Raw genomic sequence first — 17521 nt, 5'->3', positions numbered from 1 at the left:
CCAGTGACTCCACCCCGGAAGGGCACGCCACCCATGACGTTCTCCCTCGGCATCGTCGGCGCCGGACAGTTCTCGGGCCAGTTCGCCAAGCTGTTCCTGGCCCATCCCGGCGTCGGCGACGTCCACGTCACCGACCTGCTCCCCGAACGCGCCGAGCGCCTGGCCGCCGCCGAGGGCCTCACGGGCACCTTCCCGTCGTACGAGGCCATGCTGGAGTCGAAGGCGGTCGACGCGGTCGCGATCTTCACCCAGCGCTGGACGCACGGCCCGCTGGTCGTCCAGGGCCTCAACGCCGGCAAGCACGTCTACTCCGCCGTCCCGATGGCGATCACCGCCGAGGAGATCGCGGCGATCATCGACGCGGTCAAGGCGACCGGGCTGACGTACATGATGGGCGAGACGAGCCAGTACAACCCGGCGACCGTGCACGCCCGCAACCAGATCGCCGAGGGCGCCTTCGGGCGGCTCTTCTACGCCGAGGGCGACTACGTCCACGACATGGACCTCGGGTTCTACGAGGCGTACCAGTACAGCGGCGGCGAGGACTGGAAGGCGACCGCCAGCTATCCCCCGCTGCTGTACCCGACGCACTCGACAGGCGGGGTACTGGGCGCCTGGCAGACGCACGCGGTGAGTGTGTCGGCGATCGGGGTGGCCGACGACCGCGGGGACGGGGTGTTCGACAAGGAGGTCAGCCGGTTCGGCAACGACGTGTCCAACGCGACCGCGCTGTTCGAGGTGGCGGGCGGCGGGGCGTTCCGGACGAACGAGTTCCGGCGGGTGGGCTACCCCTCCCACATCCGGGAGTCCCGTTTCCGGTTCTTCGGGACCGAAGCGAGCATGGAGCAGCTCGCCACGGTCGCCCTGTGGCAGGACAAGAACGGCGTGAAGGACATCAGCGAACTGCTGGAACCCAAGCCCACCATGTCCCCTGACGATCCGTCACTCCAGCACATCGCGCCGGACCTGCGGGCCGCCTTCACCTCCGGATCGGCGCCGGTGCACGACCGCTCGCGGCTGCCGCGGGAGTTCGACCACCTCCACAACGGGCACGAGGGCAGCCACCACTTCCTGGTGGACGACTTCGTCACCGCCGTCACCACCCGGTCGCTGCCGTCGGTGAACGCGTGGGTGGCCGCCCGCTACACCCTGCCGGGCATCGTCGCGCACGAGTCCGCGCGGCAGGGCGGGGCCAGGCTGGAGATCCCGGACTTCGGGGACGCGCCCCGCTAGCGGGGGCGCGGACGGGCCGGGCGCCCCTGTCAGGTGCCCGGCTTGCGGCCGTACACGAAGACGTCGTCGCCGTTCTTCAGCAGCGACCAGTACTTCTTGGCGGTGGTCCTGGTCATGTTGACGCAGCCGTGCGAACCCGGCGGGTTCCACATGCTGACGCCCACCGAGTGGAAGGCCTGGCCGCCGTCGAAGAACTGGGCGTAGGGCATCGGCACGTCGTAGATGCTGGAGACGTGGTCGATGTTGCGCCAGTAGATCTTCTTCAGGCCGGTGCGGGTCTCGTAGCCGTTGCGGCCGGTGCGCACGGGGACCGGACCGTACACGAGCTTCTTGCCGTCCTGGATCCAGCTGAGCTGGAGGGTCAGGTTCACGCAGGCGATGCGGCCCTTGTTCACCGGACACTTGCCCTCTTTGTTGGGGTTCGTCCCGACGGCCTTCTGCTTGTTCATCAGGTTCATCACGCCCCAGGTGACGGAACCCGCGTACCCGGCGTTCGGGGTGATGCCGTGCTTGGTCTGGAAGGCCTGGATGGCCTTGCAGTCGGCGGCGGACTGCTTGCCGTCGACCGGCCGGCCGAGGAACTTCTCCACCTGCTTCTGGTACGGCCCGGTCTGCGTGGTGCAGCTCGCGGCCTGCGCGGGCGTGGTGCCCAGCGCGAGCGTGAGCGGTGCCACCAGCGCGGTGACCCCCAGTACGACGGCACCCCGTCTGCGTATGTCCCCCATGGCCATTCCCCTTCACCCGGTCCTGCGGTCCTCGATGTCTGCCAGCTAGACCGGTGCCCGGGGGATTCGGTTGTAGCGCCGCTCGTCCTGCGACGAAACGGTGACATTCGACACCGTCCCGTCGCTGTCAGTCGTCCGTGCCGGACCGGTCCACCGCGGCGCGGAAGCCCGTGTTGACCGCGGTGAGGCCGCCGTCGACGGTGAGCGTGGTGCCGGTGATCCAGGACGCGTCGCGGGAGGCCAGAAAGGTGACCGCCGCCGCGATGTCCTCCGGTTCGCCGACCCGGCCGAGGGGATACAGCGCGCGCACGGCCTCCAGGTCGTCCTCCCGGCCCTCCCAGGGTGTCGTGCGGACGGTGCCGGGAGCCACCAGGTTGACCCGGACGCCGCGCGGGGCGGCGTGCCCGGCGAGGGTGCGGGTCAGGGAGCCGAGGCCCGCCTTGGCGGCGCTGTAGGCGTGGTTGCCGAAGTCCTGGAGGCCGTTGACCGAGCCGATGCTGACGACCGCGCCCCGGCCGGAGGCCACCAGGTGCGGGAGGGCGGCGCGGGCGCAGCGGTAGGCGCCGGTGAGGGTGACGTCCAGGTCGCGGGCCCACACCTCGTCGGGCCCGTCCTCGAAGAGCGGGGTGTCGGGGGTGCAGCGGTAGGCGTTGTTGACCAGGACGTCGAGCCGTCCGAGCACGGCGACGGCGTGGGCGACGGCCGCCTCGACGGACGCCCGGTCCGCCACGTCGCAGACCGTCGCCCCGGCCTTCAGTCCCCGGGCGCGCAGGGCCGCCGCGGTCCTCTCCGCCTCGGGCGCGTCGACGTCGGTGACCAGGACGCCCGCCCCCTCCTCGGCGAACCGCCGCGCGGTGGCCGCGCCGATGCCGCGGGCGGCGCCCGTGACCAGAACTCCGTACCCCTCGAAACGCGTGGTGTCCGTCATACGCCGACCGTAGTGCCGCGCGGGCCCACCGGGCGGATACCGTGCGCCCATGTCGACGTTCCTCCAGCAACTCCCCGCCCTCATCGGCGTCGTGATCGGTGCGCTCGGCTCGTACGTCGCGATCGTGCGCAGCGACCGGGCCCGTTTCAGCCGTGAGCGCGCGGCACGCTGGGAGGAGCGCAGGCTCGCCGTGTACGCCGACTACGCGCAGGCGCTCAAGCGGTCCGTGACGCTGGCGTACCGGGTCGCCGCCCACTTCGGCAACGACCCGCATCCGCATCCGCTGTCCCCCGAGGAGGCGGCCCCGCCGATGGCGGAGGCCACCGTCGCCCGGGATCCGGCCGGGGAGGCACTGCTCCTGCTGGGCAGTCCCGAGGTGGTGGAGCGGGCCCGGGCGTGGGTGGTCACGGTGCTGGAGATGGAGGCGTTCCTGCGCGAGGAGCGGCGCGACCCGGCGGCATGGCAGGCCCTGCTGGAGCGGCAGCGCGCCGGACGCGCGAGCTACTACGCGGCCGTACGGGACGACCTGGCGCTGCCTCCGGGCCACGCGGCGCGCTGGCCGCTGCCGGCGTCACCGCGGACCTGACCGCCACCGCCGGACCCGACCGTCACCGGTACCCGGTCGTGTCGGCCGGCTTCCCCGCGTCCTGCACCTCCACGAGGTAGCGCCAGGCGTCCGGGCGGCTGCCGTCGAGGTCGGTGAAGCCGTACACCGGGGCGAGGCCGCCGCTGGAGAGGGACGTGCCGTTCCAGCGGGCCACGTCGGGGTCGGCGGCCAGGGCGGCGACCGCGCGGCCGACGTAGCGCGGTGTCTCGGAGATGGCGAAGTGGGGGACGCGGTCGAGGGCCTCGCGCCAGTTGTCCTCACGCACCCCGAAGGCCTCCAGCATCATCTCCGAGCGCAGCCAGCCCGGGGTCAGCGCCACGGCGGTGGCACCGCGCGGCCCGATCTCGTGACCGAGGGCGAACGCCATGCGCAGCACGGACGTCTTGGCGAGGTCGTAGAAGAAGTTGACGCGGTAGGTGTCGCGGTTGTACTCGGCGGTGCCGTCGGTCATCTCGACCACCAGTCCGCCGGGCCGGCGCAGGAGCAGCGGCAGGGCGTGGTGGCTGGTGATCGCGTGGGTCTCGACCGCGAGCCGCAGGAGTCTGAGGCCGTTGTCGAGGTCGTGCTCCCAGACGGGGGTGTCCCACCCGAAGAGCTTCTCCCCGCCCCAGATGTCGTTGACGAGGACGTCGAGCCGGCCCCGCTCGTCGTCGACGCGGTCGACGAGCGCGCGGACCTGGGCGGGGTCGAGGTGATCGGTCGGTACGGCGATGCCGTGGCCGCCCGCCGCGGTGACGAGGTCCGCGGTGTCCTCGATGGTCTCCGGGCGGTCGTACTCGGAGCGGCGGGCCCGGGTGGAGCGGCCGGTGACGTAGACGGTCGCGCCGGCCGCGCCGAGCTCCACGGCGATGCCGCGTCCGGCTCCGCGGGTCGCTCCCGCGACCAGAGCGACCTTGTCCCGCAACGGCTGTGCCATGTCCGACCTCCTGTGTGCCCGGTTGATGCTCCGAGCATGGCGGGTAAGCCGGACATCTTCTGTCGCCTTTTACGCCGGGTCGTCCGGCCGCGTGTGCCGAGTCACCCGGCCGCGCGGTTTCCCGTCCCGCGCGGCGCGGGACGCCCGCCCATGGGCGCGCACGGCCGGCCGGGGCCGTGCGGCCCGTCCCTCAGTGGCCGCGGGCGATCCATTCCTCCAGGTGCGGGGCTTCCGCGCCGATGGTGGTGGGATCGCCGTGCCCGGTGAGGACCTTCGTCTCGGGCGGGAGGGCCAGCAGGCGGTCGCGGATCGAGTCGATGATCGTGGGGAAGTGGGAGTAGGAGCGGCCGGTGGCCCCCGGACCGCCCTGGAAGAGCGTGTCACCGGTGAAGACGGTGGCCAGACCGGGGTCGTACAGGCAGACCGCGCCGGGCGCGTGCCCCGGTGTGTGCAGCACGCGCAGGTCGGCGCCGGCCGCCTCGATGACCTGGCCGTCCCGCAGCCAGGCGTCGGGGTCGCGGTCGGGGTGGGTCTGCTTCCACAGCGGCAGGTCGTCGGGGTGCAGCCAGATCGTGGCGCCGGTGCGCTCGGCCAGGGCGGGGGCGGCGTCGATGTGGTCGTTGTGGGCGTGCGTGCACACGATCGCCGTCAGCCGGCGGTCGCCGACCGCCCGCGCGATGGCGTCGGCGTCGTGGGCGGCGTCGATCACGATCGCCTCGTGGCCGTCACCGACGATCCACACGTTGTTGTCGACGTCCCAGGTGCCGCCGTCGAGGCTGAACTGGCCGGAGGTGACGAGGCGTTCGACGCGGGCGGTCATCACAGCACCACCACCGAGCGCAGCACGTCGCCGTGGTGCATCCGCTCGAAGGCCTTCTCGATGTCGGTGAGTTCGATCGTCTCGGTGACGAACGCCCCCAGGTCCAGGCGGCCTTGCAGGTGCAGGTCGATCAGCATCGGGAAGTCGCGGGAGGGCAGGCAGTCGCCGTACCAGGACGACTTCAGCGCCCCGCCGCGGCCGAAGACGTCCAGCAGGGGCAGTTCGAGCTTCATCTCGGGGGTGGGGACGCCGACGAGGACGACCGTGCCGGCCAGGTCCCGGGCGTAGAACGCCTGCCGGTAGGTCTCCGGGCGGCCGACCGCCTCGATGACGACGTCCGCGCCGAAACCGCCGGTCAGCTCCCGGACCGCCTCCACCGGATCCGTCTCGCGGGAGTTGACGGTGTGGGTGGCGCCCATCGTCCGCGCCGTCTCCAGCTTCCGCTCGTCGATGTCGACCGCGATGATCCTGGCCGCGCCCGCCAGGTTCGCACCGGCGATCGCCGCGTCGCCGACTCCGCCGCAGCCGATCACCGCGACCGTGTCGCCCCGGCCGACCTGGCCGGTGTTGATCGCGGCGCCGATGCCGGCCATCACGCCGCAGCCCAGCAGCCCCGCGACCTGCGGTGCGACGCTCGCGTCGACCTTGGTGCACTGCCCGGCCGCCACCAGCGTCTTCTCCGCGAACGCGCCGATGCCGAGCGCCGGGGACAGCTCGGTGCCGTCGGTGAGGGTCATCTTCTGCTGGGCGTTGTGCGTGTCGAAGCAGTACCACGGCCGCCCGCGCAGGCAGGCCCGGCACCTGCCGCACACCGCGCGCCAGTTGAGGATGACGAAGTCGCCGGGGGCGACATCGCTCACGCCCTCGCCGACCGCCTCGACCACGCCCGCGGCCTCGTGCCCCAGCAGGAAGGGGAAGTCGTCGCTGATCCCGCCCTGCTTGTAGTGCAGGTCCGTGTGACAGACCCCGCAGGCCTGCACCCGCACCACGGCCTCGCCCGGGCCCGGATCGGGCACGACGATCGTCTCCAGCCGCACCGGCTCGTCCTTGCCCGGTGCGATCACGCCGCGTACTTCCTGCGCCATGAGATCGGCCCCTTTCGTCGGCTCGTGTCCGTCCCTGTTCCGACCCTACGCGTGACTGATCAGTAACGGGCGGGATCACGCCGCGGCGCCTCCCTCCCGGACGGCGCCGGGGCACCCGGCCACCGGCGGGCCTCCGGAAGGGGCGCCGACGTAGCCTGAGTGCTCCGCCCGCCGCAGGTCCGAAGGAGTGCCGTAAGCAACGCCAAGACGGAGACAGGCCCGCCCACGTGGCGGCTGCTCCTCGGGTACGTACGACCGCACCGGTGGGCCCTGCTGACGGGCGCCACGCTCTCGCTCCTCACGGGTGCGACCGGGCTGATGCTGCCGCTGGTGGCACGGGAGTTGATCGACGACCTGTCGCACGACCGGGCCATCACCGGCGCGTTGGTCATCATGTCCGCGCTGGTGATCGCCAACGCGGCACTGGGCGCGCTGGGTTCGTACGTGCTGCGGCGCACCGCCGAGTCGGTGGTGCTCGGCGCGCGGCGCACCCTGTCCTCGTATCTGCTGCGGCTGCGCATCGCGGCGGTGGACCGCACCGAACCCGGCGACCTGATGGCCCGCATCACCTCGGACACCACGCTGCTGCGCGAGGTCACCACGGACTCGCTGGTGGGCCTGGGCACCGGCGGGCTCACGCTGGTCGCGACGGTGGTCATGATGGGCCTGGTGGATCCGGTGCTGCTCGGGGTCACGATGGCGGTGATCGTGGGCGCGGGCGTCGTCCTCGGGGTGATCGTGCCGCACATCAACCGGGCGAGCCGGCAGGCGCAGGACGCGGTCGGGGTGATGGGCGCCTCGCTGGAGCGGATCCTCGGCGCGCTGCGCACGGTGAAGGCGTCCGGCGCCGAGCACCGTGAGGAGCAGACGCTGCACGCGGCCGCCGAGGAGTCGTGGCGGCAGAGCGTGCGCGCCGCCAAGTGGTCGGCGGCGGCGGGCAACACGGCCGGGCTGGCCATGCAGATAGCGTTCATCACGGTGCTGGCGGCCGGCGGGGCACGGGTGGCGACCGGGGCCATCGACGTGGGCACGCTGGTGGCGTTCCTGCTGTTCGTCTTCTACCTCATGTCGCCGATCCAGCAGGTCGTCGGCGCGATCACCCAGTACCAGACCGGCGCGGCGGCCCTGGCCCGCATCCAGGAGGCGCTGCGGCTGCCCTCCGAGCCGGCGGCCCTGCCCGCGCCGCTGCCCGCCCCCGGTGCGCGGCCCGCCGCCGTCTCCTTCTCCGACGTCCGCTTCCGGTACGCCGACGACCTGCCGTACGTCCACCACGGGGTCACCTTCACCGTGCCCGCGCAGGGCATGACCGCGTTCGTCGGCCCGTCCGGCGCGGGCAAGACCACCGTCTTCTCGCTCATCGAGCGGTTCTACGACCCCGAGTCCGGCACGATCACCCTGGACGGCCGCGACCTCACCGACTGGGAGCTGTCCCACCTCCGGTCGTCGATCGGGTACGTGGAGCAGGACGCGCCGGTCCTGTCCGGATCGCTGCGGGACAACCTGCTGCTCGGCCATCCGGACGCGGACGAGGACGCCGTCACGCGGGTGGTGAAGACGACCCGGCTGGACGGTCTGGTCGCCCGGTTGCCCGCCGGCCTGGACACCCTGGTGGGACATCGCGGCACCCGGCTGTCGGGCGGCGAGCGGCAGCGGGTCGCCATCGCCCGCGCCCTGCTGCGCCGTCCCCGGCTGCTGCTCCTGGACGAGGCGACCTCGCAGCTGGACGCGGTGAACGAGGCGGCGCTGCGGGACACGGTGGCGGATGTGGCCCGCACGACCACCGTGCTGGTCGTCGCGCACCGGCTGTCGACGGTGACGATGGCCGACCGGATCGTGGTGATGGACGCGGGCCGGGTGCGCGCGGTCGGCACGCACCGTGAGCTGGTGGGCGCCGATCCGCTGTACGCGGAGCTGGCGGCGACGCAGTTCCTCGCGACGGCCGACTGAGCCGGCTGACCGGCCGCCGCTCCGCCGTCGGCCCGCGCGGTATCAGCGCGGGCGCTTGGTCGGCCGCCGCGACCGACCCCGTGCACCTCCGGTACGAACGCCCGGACATCAGCCCGGGCACCGCGGCCGGGCCGGGCGCTCGACCTGGCCGGCGGCGGCTGGGCGGCCGTCGGAGCCGGTCGCTCAGGAGGCCGGCGGGGTCCAGTCCGACGGGCGCAGGATGCCCAGGAGTTGCCGGACCAGTTCGTCGACGACCTCGTCCAGGGTCGCGTCGACCCACCCCGCGTTCCAGTCGTGGAGCAGACCGTTGACGCTGCCGATGAACGCCGCCGCGGCGAGCCGGTAGTCGCGGGGCGCCGCCTCCCCGCGGCGCACGGCGGCCTCGGCCTCGGTGCGTACGAGGTCGACCCAGCGGGCGCGGCGGGCGAGGCGCTGTTCCTCCAGGCGTGGGCTGACGCCGATGATCTCGACGAAGGTGATGCGGATCCGGCGCGGGTCCCCGGTGACGTTCGCGGCGTACGCGCGGAAGATCGCGGCGGCGCGCTCGGCGAGCGGCAGGTCCCCCGCGCCGGTCAGGGCGAGCAGGACGGCCTGCTCGGCCCAGTCGTTGACCTGGAGGTGCAGGGCGGCGAGCACGTCCTCCAGGGTGCGGAACTCCTCGTAGAACTGGCGGGTGGACAGGCCCGCGGTCTCGCTGAGCGCCGCGACGGTGGTGGCGCGGTAGCCGGGGGTGTCGCCGAAGAGCTGGAGCGCGGCGTCCAGGAAGCGGCGGCGTCGCTCGGCCTGCCGCTCCGCGGCGGTCTTGCCGCCGTAACGGCCGGTCGGCGCCTTGAGCCTGCCCGTCACCGTGCCTCCTTCTCCCGCCCGATCGCCGGACGTTTCGTTCGAACGCCAATTTTGTCCTGTACGCAGTCTTGTGGAGAAGGGCACCCCTTCCTTACTTTTCAGTAAGTTGAATCTGAATCCACTCGTGTTCAGATACCCGCACCCCGTTTTGGCATGTCCTAGTCACGAGCCGCCCATCCCAGAGGAGAGAGCAGTCATGCCTGCTTTCCGACCCAGGCACCTATGCTCCGTAGCCGCCGCCCTCGTGCTCACCGTCACCGCCCCCGCGACCGCCGCGACCGCCGTCGAGGAGGCCTCGGACGCCTCCACGGCCGCCCTGCGCGAGGTGATGTTCGTGGGCAACAACTGGGACGGCACCGCCGATGTCATCAAGTCGTCCGGGGACTTCGCGAAGGTCGGCCGGATCAACGTGATTCCCGACAAGGACCAGCGGATGGCGGAGATCAACGCCGACCCGATCCGGTGGATCGCCTTCATGACCATCCGCAACAGCGTCGGTGAGGGCCATGACCAGTTCGTCGACGACATGTACTCCACGCCGGACGGCAGGTCGGTGGTGGTCTCGCGGCCGAGCTTCGCCGACGTCGTCTCGATCGACCTCGCCACCGGTCGCGTCAACTGGCGGTTCGCCGTGTCGGGTTACCGCGCCGACCACATGGCGGTCTCCCCCGACGGAAGGCGGGTCGCGGTGTCCGCCTCGACCGGCAACACCGTGCACGTGCTCGACATCACCACCGGCAAGCAGCTCGGCTCGTTCCCCACGGGCGACAAGCCGCACGAGAACATCTTCACCAGCGACGGCACGTACATCTGGAACATGTCCATCGGCGACGTGAACACCGCGACCGACGCCCCGTGGCTGGACTGGACGAAGGGCAACCGGCTCATCACCGTCGTCGACGCGACCACGTACAAGCAGGTCAAGGTCATCGACATGCGGCAACGGCTGGACGCCATCGGCCTCAAGGACCACTCCGACGCGGTGCGGCCCGCCGTCTTCTCGCCGGACGAGTCCAAGCTGTACTTCCAGGTGTCGTTCTTCAACGGGTTCTTCGAGTACGACATCGCCACCGACAGGATCACCCGGACCAAGACCCTGCCTAAGAACCCCTCGACCAGCGACGACCGCACCACCTTCGTCAACGACTCGCGCCACCACGGCATCTCGATGAAGCCGGACGGCTCCAAGCTGTGCGTGGCGGGCACGATGGACGACTACGCGACCGTCGTGGACCGCGCAACGCTCCAGGAGGGTCCCCTGGTCACCGTGTCCAAGCCGTACTGGGCCACCGTCAGCGGAGACGGCAGGAGCTGTGTGGTGTCCGAGAGCGGCGCCGACCAGGTCACCGCGATCGACTTCGCCACCGGGAGGAAGACGGTGTCGGTGGCGGTGGGCGATCACCCCCAGCGCGTCCGTCTGGGACACGTCAGCACGGGCTGGACGGCACCGGCCCCCTGAGCCGCCTCACGGCCTTCCCTTCCCGGGCGCGGCTGCCCTTCCGTCGGAGCCGGACTCCGACGGAAGGGCAGCGGCGAGCCGGCTCAGCGGATCCGCTGGGCCGCCCACGCCGACAGCTCGGACCGGGCCGCGGCGAGCAGGTCCGCCGGGGGCGAGGTCGTCCCGTTGGTCACCAGGGCGTAGTGCAGGACGCCGTTGTCCGGTGCGGTGAGCAGGAGGCGGCGGCTGCCGGTGCCGCCCGGTTCCCGGGCCGCCGCGATCGGGGTGGTGGTCGTGTACGCCGGCGGGGCGTAGGACGTGCCGAGGTCGGAGACGACCGTGGTCGTCGCGGTCGGGAAGGAGGCGGGCAGGTGCAGTTCGGTGGGTGCCGTCGAGCCGTCGGAGCGCCACAGCAGCAGCCCGTACTGGCCCGAGCCGACCAGCCGGGCGACGTTCGGCAGTGAGCCCGGGACCGGGTTCCAGGTCAGGGTGGTGGAGCCGTCGCGGGAGCGGTCCTCGTAGGTGAAGGCGACGGTCGTGCCGGCGGTGGCGCTCGGGTAGAGGCGGTCGAGGAGCCGGGCGTCCTGGCGCAGCACGGCCGTCCCCGAGTCGTTCAGGTGTACGGCCGACAGGTCCTCGTCGTTCCAGGCGTCGCCCGCGGTGAGCACCTTGTCGGGGTTGCCGTTCATCAGCTCGTGGTGGCGCCCGTTGTAGATGTCCCACTGCCACTGCGTACCGGACAGCACCGAGCCGGAACGCTTCGGGTCGGACCACCAACCCGCCCCGGGCAGGCGGGAGTCGAGGGCCTGGTACATCGCCTTGAGGACCGTGGGCGCCTTGTCGGAGACGGTGCCCGCCAGGGGGTGGCCGAACTCGCTGATGATGCCGGCCGTGCCGGTGGCCGCCGCGCGGTCGCGGACGGTCCCGAAGTCGGCCGCGTACTGGCCGTCCCCGGCCTTGCCCGGCATGAAGATCCCGGAGATGGCCTTCTGGTCGTAGAAGTGCGTGTTGAAGACGTAGTCCGGACCGAGGGTGCCGGCGTCCAGCAGGCCGCCCTCCTGCTTCTGGAAACCGATGTTGGCGTTCCAGAACAGGTTCGGCTCCACGAAGGCGGGCTTGTCCTGCCAGCCGGCCGCGTCCATGCGGGCGCGGAACTTCTCGTAGAACGGCCACAGCACGTCGCGTTCCCAGGCGCGGCTGGTCTGACCGGAGTCGTACACGCCGGCGTGCGGCTCGTTGTAGGGGTCGAAACCGACGACGCCCGCGAACTCGGCCGCGGAGACGTGCTGTCTGACGTAGGCCATCGTCTTCTGGGCGGTGGTGAGGAACGCGTCCTGGAGGCCGTACGCGTTGTGCCAGAAGTCGTACGTCGCCCGCTTCACGGCCTCGTTCTGGGTGATGTTCTGGCCCCAGAACAGGCAGATACCGCAGTTCTCGTCGGGGTAGTTCCCGGCGTCCACCGCCCACTTGGGGGCACCGTCGCCCGTGTACCAGCTGTCCGGGTCGAACAGGTACCGGGAGTAGAGGTCCTGGTGGAAGTCCGGGTAGACCCGGATGCCGGCGTCGAGGAAGGCGCGCATCTGGCCGGTGGCCGCGGCCAGATAGGCGGTGTCGACCTGGCCGCGCACGGGCTCGGCGTACGCCCAGGAGAGGAGGAAGCGGACCGAGTTGCCGCCGCCCAGGGCGCGCAGCGCGGTCGCGGACTTCTTGGCGTCGGCGAGCGAGGCGAAGGGCAGGCCCTTGTTCTCCGCCAGTTTGGTCTCGCCGGAGACGTTGTAGCCGCGCAGCACGACCTCGCGGCCGTGCCCGTCGGTGAAGCCGCCGTCCCGCACGGTGAGCGGGGTGTCGTCGAACCAGAGGGAGTCGGGAAGGGCTTCGGCGGTGGCGGGGCGCACGCCCGCCACGGTCAGGAATCCGGAGAGGACCACCAGAACAACGAGCAGACGCGCGCGTATATTCGGCATGTCCATTACAGTCCGACGATTTCGTGACAACGTCAACACATCTGACTGTTGAGTAAGTTTCCGCTTTCGGCGCGGAGCCTCACCCGCCGACCCGGCGCGTCACGTTCAGCAGGTAGTCCTTGCGGCTGAGCGGGTTGAGGTCCGTGCGCGGCCGGCTCGGAAGCGCGCCGCGGGTGACGGGCGCGTAGTGGTCGAAGCCGCTCTCCAGTTCTCCCTCGCCCCGGGTGAGCCCCGGCAGCCGCTGCTCCAGTGCGTGTACCCGCTCCGCCGGAACGACGCCTTCCAGTACGCAGCCGTCGCCCCGGGTCTCGGTGGTCCGCGGCACGGCCCGCAGGGCGGCCAGCACGGGCAGCAGGGCGCCGAGGGTGTCCGCCGGCGCCTCGACGCGGAAGCGGTGCATCGGCTCGTACACCCGCGTGCCCGCCCTCCGCAGTGCTTCGACCAGGACCAGCGGGGTCAGGCCGCGGAAGTCCGCCCCGGTGCTGGACATGCTCCTGTCGAAGCCCTGGTGGGCATGGCTCTGGCGGGGCCAGTACCCGCAGTGGGTCATGGTCACCGTGCAGTCGGTGACCTGCCAGCCGCGCAGTCCCTGGCCGAGGGTGTCACGCACGGTGTCCTCGACGGCCTTGAAGAAGGCGTACGGCATGGAGCCCAGCTCCACCTCCAGCCGGAAGTCGACCCCCGTCCCGGCCGGGGCCGGATCGACACGCAGGCCGACGGTCGCGAGGAAGGGGTTGGCGTCCTTCTTGATGAACTCGGCCGCGCCGCCCGTTCCGGCGGGGCGCTCGACGCACAGGGGCGTCGTCTCCCGGAAACCGACGTCGAGGCCGAAGTCGTCGGCGAGCGTGGCCTGGAGGACCTCCTTCTGCACCTCCCCGTAGAGGGACACGGAGGTCTCCTGCCGGATCTCGTCGTGCCGCAGGTCGATCAGCGGGTCCTGTTCGGCGAGCCGGGTGAGCGCGAGGTGCAGGACCCGGCGATCCGTGCCCGGGCCGGGGACGACGACCGTCTCCAGCGTGGGCGGCGCGAAGAAGTGGCCGCCGGCCGTGCGGGGTTCACCGAGCGCGTCGCCGATCCGGATGCCGGCGAGGCCCCACAGTTTGGCGATCCGGCCCGCGCGGACCGTGTCCCGGCGCACGTCCGTGCCGTGGTCGAAGACGCTGATCGCGGTGACCAGGCCCTCCCGGCGGGCGTCCGCGAAGGGGACGCGGTCGCGGACACCGAGGGTTCCGGAGAACATCCGCGCGTACGCGATCTTCTCCCCCGCCGGGCCCCGCTCGACCTTGAACACCGTGCCGGAGACCGGACCTTCGGGGTCGCCGCCCGCCGCGGGCAGCAGCTCCTTGATCCCGGTGATCAGCTCCGGCACGCCCGCGCCCGTGACGGCGGAACCGAAGTACACGGGGTGGGCCAGGGTCTGCCGGGTGCGGGCGGCGAGGGCGGCCCGGAGCCGGGCGTCGGAGAGGGTGCCCTCGACGTAGGCGGACAGCAGGTCGTCGTCCTGGCCGGCGAGGACGTCGAGCGCGGCGGGGCCGAGACCGGGGGTGAAGCGCGCGTCGCGGGTGCCGAGTCCGTCGGTCGTCCCCATCGGGACGACGGCCGCCTCCAGCCGTTCGCCGAGTTCCCGCAGGAGCGCCCCGTGGCGGGCGCCCCGCCGGTCGATCTTGTTGACGAAGACGAGCGTGGGGATGCCCAGGCGCCGCAGGGTCCGCATGAGGACCCGGGTCTGCGCCTGCACGCCCTCCACGGCCGAGACCACCAGCACGGCCCCGTCGAGGACGCCGAGCACCCGCTCCACCTCGGCGATGAAGTCCGGGTGGCCGGGCGTGTCGATGAGGTTGACGGTCACGTCGTCGATCGCGAACGAGACGACGGCGGACTTGATGGTGATACCGCGCCGGCGCTCCAGCGCGAGGGTGTCGGTCTGCGTGTTCCCGGCGTCGACGCTGCCGATCTCGTCGATCACACCGACCGAGTGCAGCAGCCGCTCGGTCAGGCTCGTCTTACCCGCGTCGACGTGCGCGAGGATTCCCAGGTTGAGCAAGTGCACGAAGCGTCATGTCCTTTGGAGTGGGGGTCGTTCCTTCCGGGCGGGACATGGCCGGTGCGCGCATTGCTGCTCCTGGGTCGTGGGGGGACGAGGTCGACAAGCTCAGCTCGAAGTGCATCAGCTCCAGGGGCACGGCGGCAACGGAATTACGGTCGATCAGCGGTGCCGGGGCTCGACGCTCGACCAGTACCGCCAGGGCTCGGCGCCTGACCGGCGGTGCCGGGGCCGGTCGGCCGGCGCAGGTCCAGGCGCATCAGGACCCGGGGGTGGCCGGCCAGCACCGAGGTGGTGTCGGCGGCGTGGACGAACCCGGCGCGTTCGAAGTTCCTGCGGATCCCGGCGTAGGCCATCGTCAGGTCGACCCTGGCGTCGCCGTTGTCGAGGGGATAGGCCTCGATCACCGGTGCGCCCTGGGCGCGGGCGAACTCGGCCGCGCCGGCGATCAGGGCGTGCGAGATGCCCTGCTTGCGGTGACCTGGGCGGACCCGGACGCACCACAGCGACCAGACCGGCAGGTCGTCGACGTGCGGGATCTTGCGGTTGCGCGCGAAGGAGGTGGCCGAGCGCGGCGCCACGGCGGCCCAGCCGACCGGCTCGTCACCGTCGTAGGCGAGCACCCCCGGAGGGGGTCCCGTGCGGCACAGCTCGGCCATGTACGCGCCGCGGGCCGGGCCGCGCAGCTCGTTGTTGAGCCGGGACGGGATCCGGTAGCTCAGGCACCAGCAGACGGTGGCGCCGGGTGACTTCGGGCCGAGCAGAGCACGAACGTCCTCGAAGACCGAGGCAGGGCGCACGTCGATGGTCATGGGACCACGATGGCACGGCGTGCGGGGCGACGCCGCTCACGCCCGGGAACCCGGAAGGCGCCCATGCCCGGTGGCCCCGGGCGCCCGGGCAGCACTGAAGACCCGCTTTCGTACGGCACCCGGCGGTACACGGGCGAGGGCCGCGCGGGGGCCGGGCAGACTGGCACGGGGGTACCCGGCTCGGTGAGCCCGTGAGCCCGTGAGCCCGTGCCCGTGGGCCGTCCGGCCCGGCGGGGGCGGGGCCGGACGCGCGGCGGCCGGTACGGCTCGCGTGAAAGGAGCGGATCGTGCGTGACCTTCTCCCGGTACTGAGCGACTGGTACACGGCCCGGACACCGTTCGGGCTGGCCACGGTGGTCGCGGTCAGCCGCAGCACACCGCGCGGCCCGGGCGCCGCGATGGCCGTCGGCCCGGACGACGAGGTCGTCGGCAGTGTCTCCGGGGGCTGTGTGGAGGGCGCGGTCTTCGCCCTCGCGCAGGAGGTGATGGCGAGCGGGGAGGCCCGTCTGGCCAGCTTCGGGTACAGCGACGAGGACGCCTTCGCGGTCGGTCTGACCTGCGGCGGCGAGCTCACCCTGCTGGTGCGGCCGGTCACCGCGGAGAGCGATCCGGCCTTCGGCGCGGTCGCCGAGTCGGTCGCCGCGGGCCGCCCGGTGACCGTCGCGACGGTGACCGACGGACCCGCGCCACGCGGCGCCACGCTCGCCGTGTGGCCCGACCGGGTCGCCGGCACCCTCGGCACCGACGGCCTGGACGTGGCCGTCACCGCCGACGCGCGCGGCGAACTCGCCTTCGGCGCGACCGGTCTGCGCCACTACGGGCCGCACGGCGAGCGCCGCGAGGACGCGGTCACCGTCTTCCTGCACTCCTTCGCTCCCCCGCCGCGCATGCTGGTCTTCGGCGCGATCGACTACGCCGCCGCGGTCGCCCGGATCGGCGGCTTCCTCGGCTACCGGGTCACGGTGTGCGACGCCCGGCCGGTGTTCGCCACGCCGCGGCGCTTCCCGCAGGAGGCGGAGGTGGTCGTGGAGTGGCCGCACCGCTATCTGCGCGCCACGGACACCGACGGGCGAACGGTGATCTGCGTGCTCACCCACGACCCGAAGTTCGACGTGCCGCTGCTGGAGGAAGCGCTGCGCCGGCCGGCCGCGTACATCGGGGCGATGGGCAGCCGCCGTACGCACGACGACCGCCGGAGACGGCTGGCCGAGGCCGGACTGACCGAGGCCGAGCTGTCCCGGCTGCGTTCCCCGGTCGGGCTGGACCTCGGCGCCCGCACCCCCGAGGAGGTCGCCGTGTCCGTCGCCGCCGAGATCGTCGCGCTGCGCTGGGGCGGCAGCGGGGTCCCCCTGACCGCGACGGCGGGGGCGATCCACCCGAGCGGCTCCCCGGGGACGACGACGCCGGGGTGGCCGCCGTTCCGGCCACGGTGAGGCGGGCGGCGGATCGGTCGAACGGGTGGCCGGTCAGCGCGGCGGCAGCGGGTGGAGGGTCACGTCGGCGAGCCGGCCGTCGGTCACGGTCGCGGTCATGTACGTGCGGTGGGGCTGGCGGCGGCGGTCGGTCGGCGAGCCGGGGTTGAGCAGACGCAGACCGGCGGGGGCGGTGGTGTCCCAGGGGATGTGGCTGTGCCCGAAGACCAGGACGTCGGCGTCGGGGAAGCGGGCGGCGCAGCGCGCCTCGCGCCCCTGGGCGGGGCCCGTCTCGTGGACGACGGCGAAGCGCAGCCCCTCCAGTTCGGCGTACGCGACCTCGGGCAGCCGGGCGCGCAGTGGCGGCCCGTCGTTGTTGCCGTACACGCCGACGAGTCTGCGGCTGCGGCTCTCCAGCAGGTCGAGAGTGGCCGTGTCGACCCAGTCGCCGGCGTGGAACACGACGTCGGCACGCGGGAGTTCGGCGAGCAGGGGCGCGGGGAGTTCCTTGGCGCGCTTGGGCAGGTGGGTGTCGGACATCAGCAGCAGACGCACGGGGTCAGCCTAGGCCGACCGGCGCGGCCACGGTGTGCGGCCGGCCGCGCACCACGGGGGCGGCACGCCGTACGCCGTCCGGGTGGAGCAGTGCCGTGCCGTCGGAGAGGCGGCCGATGCCGGCGTGCGGACGGGGTGCCCCCAGCACCCACCGCACCACTGGTGGGCGTACCGCGCGTGCCCGCCAAG

The 17521-nt window shown here is 72.4% G+C and carries 15 protein-coding genes and 1 pseudogene; 5 read left to right on the top strand and 11 right to left on the bottom strand.

Features of this window, described 5'->3' with window-relative positions; genetic code table 11:
* The first annotated feature begins 33 nt into the window (after positions 1-33).
* A complete protein-coding gene (locus QQS16_RS36995) occupies positions 34-1233 on the top strand; it encodes a Gfo/Idh/MocA family protein (RefSeq protein ID WP_286066912.1) in 1200 nt (399 codons plus the stop codon).
* Positions 1234-1262: 29 nt separating this feature from the next.
* Here QQS16_RS36995 and QQS16_RS36990 read toward each other — a convergent pair whose 3' ends face one another.
* Together QQS16_RS36990 and QQS16_RS36985 are read right to left on the bottom strand one after the other, a co-directional pair.
* The gene (locus QQS16_RS36990; protein WP_286066911.1) at positions 1263-1958 is read right to left on the bottom strand and encodes a L,D-transpeptidase family protein; all 696 of its coding nucleotides are present in this window, start codon (positions 1956-1958) and stop codon (positions 1263-1265) included.
* A 127-nt stretch (positions 1959-2085) separates the two neighbouring features.
* A complete protein-coding gene (locus QQS16_RS36985) occupies positions 2086-2886 on the bottom strand; it encodes an SDR family NAD(P)-dependent oxidoreductase (RefSeq protein WP_286066910.1) in 801 nt (266 codons plus the stop codon).
* Between the two features lie 49 nt (positions 2887-2935).
* On the opposite strand from QQS16_RS36985, the gene QQS16_RS36980 reads away from it, so the two are divergent.
* Positions 2936-3472, top strand: a complete 537-nt coding sequence (locus QQS16_RS36980) for a hypothetical protein (RefSeq protein WP_286066909.1) — start codon at positions 2936-2938, stop codon at positions 3470-3472.
* 22 nt (positions 3473-3494) lie between these two features.
* Here the strand turns inward: QQS16_RS36980 and QQS16_RS36975 are convergent, their stop codons facing one another.
* From QQS16_RS36975 to QQS16_RS36965, 3 genes are all read right to left on the bottom strand, one after another.
* Positions 3495-4409, bottom strand: a complete 915-nt coding sequence (locus tag QQS16_RS36975; RefSeq protein ID WP_286066908.1) for an SDR family oxidoreductase — start codon at positions 4407-4409, stop codon at positions 3495-3497.
* Positions 4410-4599: 190 nt separating this feature from the next.
* Positions 4600-5229, bottom strand: a complete 630-nt coding sequence (locus QQS16_RS36970) for an MBL fold metallo-hydrolase (RefSeq protein WP_286066907.1) — start codon at positions 5227-5229, stop codon at positions 4600-4602.
* Positions 5229-6314, bottom strand: a complete 1086-nt coding sequence (locus QQS16_RS36965) for an S-(hydroxymethyl)mycothiol dehydrogenase (protein WP_286066906.1) — start codon at positions 6312-6314, stop codon at positions 5229-5231. Before QQS16_RS36965 ends, QQS16_RS36970 begins: the two co-directional genes overlap by 1 nt.
* Before the next feature lie 159 nt (positions 6315-6473).
* Here QQS16_RS36965 and QQS16_RS36960 point away from each other — a divergent pair, with 159 nt between their 5' ends.
* A complete protein-coding gene (locus QQS16_RS36960; RefSeq protein ID WP_286066905.1) occupies positions 6474-8261 on the top strand; it encodes an ABC transporter ATP-binding protein in 1788 nt (595 codons plus the stop codon).
* A 183-nt stretch (positions 8262-8444) separates the two neighbouring features.
* Here the strand turns inward: QQS16_RS36960 and QQS16_RS36955 are convergent, their stop codons facing one another.
* The gene (locus QQS16_RS36955) at positions 8445-9107 is read right to left on the bottom strand and encodes a TetR/AcrR family transcriptional regulator (protein ID WP_286066904.1); all 663 of its coding nucleotides are present in this window, start codon (positions 9105-9107) and stop codon (positions 8445-8447) included.
* A 196-nt stretch (positions 9108-9303) separates the two neighbouring features.
* On the opposite strand from QQS16_RS36955, the gene QQS16_RS36950 reads away from it, so the two are divergent.
* Complete coding sequence (locus QQS16_RS36950; protein ID WP_286066903.1) at positions 9304-10566, top strand: YncE family protein; 1263 nt, start codon at positions 9304-9306, stop codon at positions 10564-10566.
* An 83-nt stretch (positions 10567-10649) separates the two neighbouring features.
* On the opposite strand, the gene QQS16_RS36945 is transcribed toward QQS16_RS36950, so the two are convergent.
* The 3 genes and pseudogenes from QQS16_RS36945 to QQS16_RS36935 form a co-directional block, all read right to left on the bottom strand.
* Positions 10650-12515, bottom strand: coding sequence for a cellulase family glycosylhydrolase (locus QQS16_RS36945; RefSeq protein WP_286066902.1), 1866 nt, complete (start codon positions 12513-12515; stop codon positions 10650-10652).
* Between the two features lie 73 nt (positions 12516-12588).
* Positions 12589-14559, bottom strand: a complete 1971-nt coding sequence (locus QQS16_RS36940) for an elongation factor G (protein WP_286066901.1) — start codon at positions 14557-14559, stop codon at positions 12589-12591.
* 236 nt (positions 14560-14795) lie between these two features.
* Positions 14796-15365, bottom strand: a pseudogene (locus QQS16_RS36935) (GNAT family N-acetyltransferase); the annotation flags it as partial.
* Between the two features lie 287 nt (positions 15366-15652).
* Here QQS16_RS36935 and QQS16_RS36930 point away from each other — a divergent pair.
* Entirely contained in the window at positions 15653-16798 is a 1146-nt protein-coding gene (locus tag QQS16_RS36930; protein WP_286066900.1) for an XdhC family protein, read from the top strand.
* Positions 16799-16831: 33 nt separating this feature from the next.
* Here QQS16_RS36930 and QQS16_RS36925 read toward each other — a convergent pair whose 3' ends face one another.
* Together QQS16_RS36925 and QQS16_RS36920 are read right to left on the bottom strand one after the other, a co-directional pair.
* Positions 16832-17332: a metallophosphoesterase family protein gene (locus tag QQS16_RS36925; protein WP_286066899.1), complete on the bottom strand. Its 501-nt coding sequence runs from the start codon at positions 17330-17332 to the stop codon at positions 16832-16834.
* Between the two features lie 4 nt (positions 17333-17336).
* Entirely contained in the window at positions 17337-17480 is a 144-nt protein-coding gene (locus tag QQS16_RS36920; RefSeq protein ID WP_286066898.1) for a hypothetical protein, read from the bottom strand.
* Positions 17481-17521: the final 41 nt, after the last annotated feature.

This window comes from Streptomyces sp. ALI-76-A (genome assembly GCF_030287445.1).
Taxonomy (GTDB): domain Bacteria; phylum Actinomycetota; class Actinomycetes; order Streptomycetales; family Streptomycetaceae; genus Streptomyces.
This window is presented reverse-complemented; position numbering and strand designations above follow the sequence as displayed.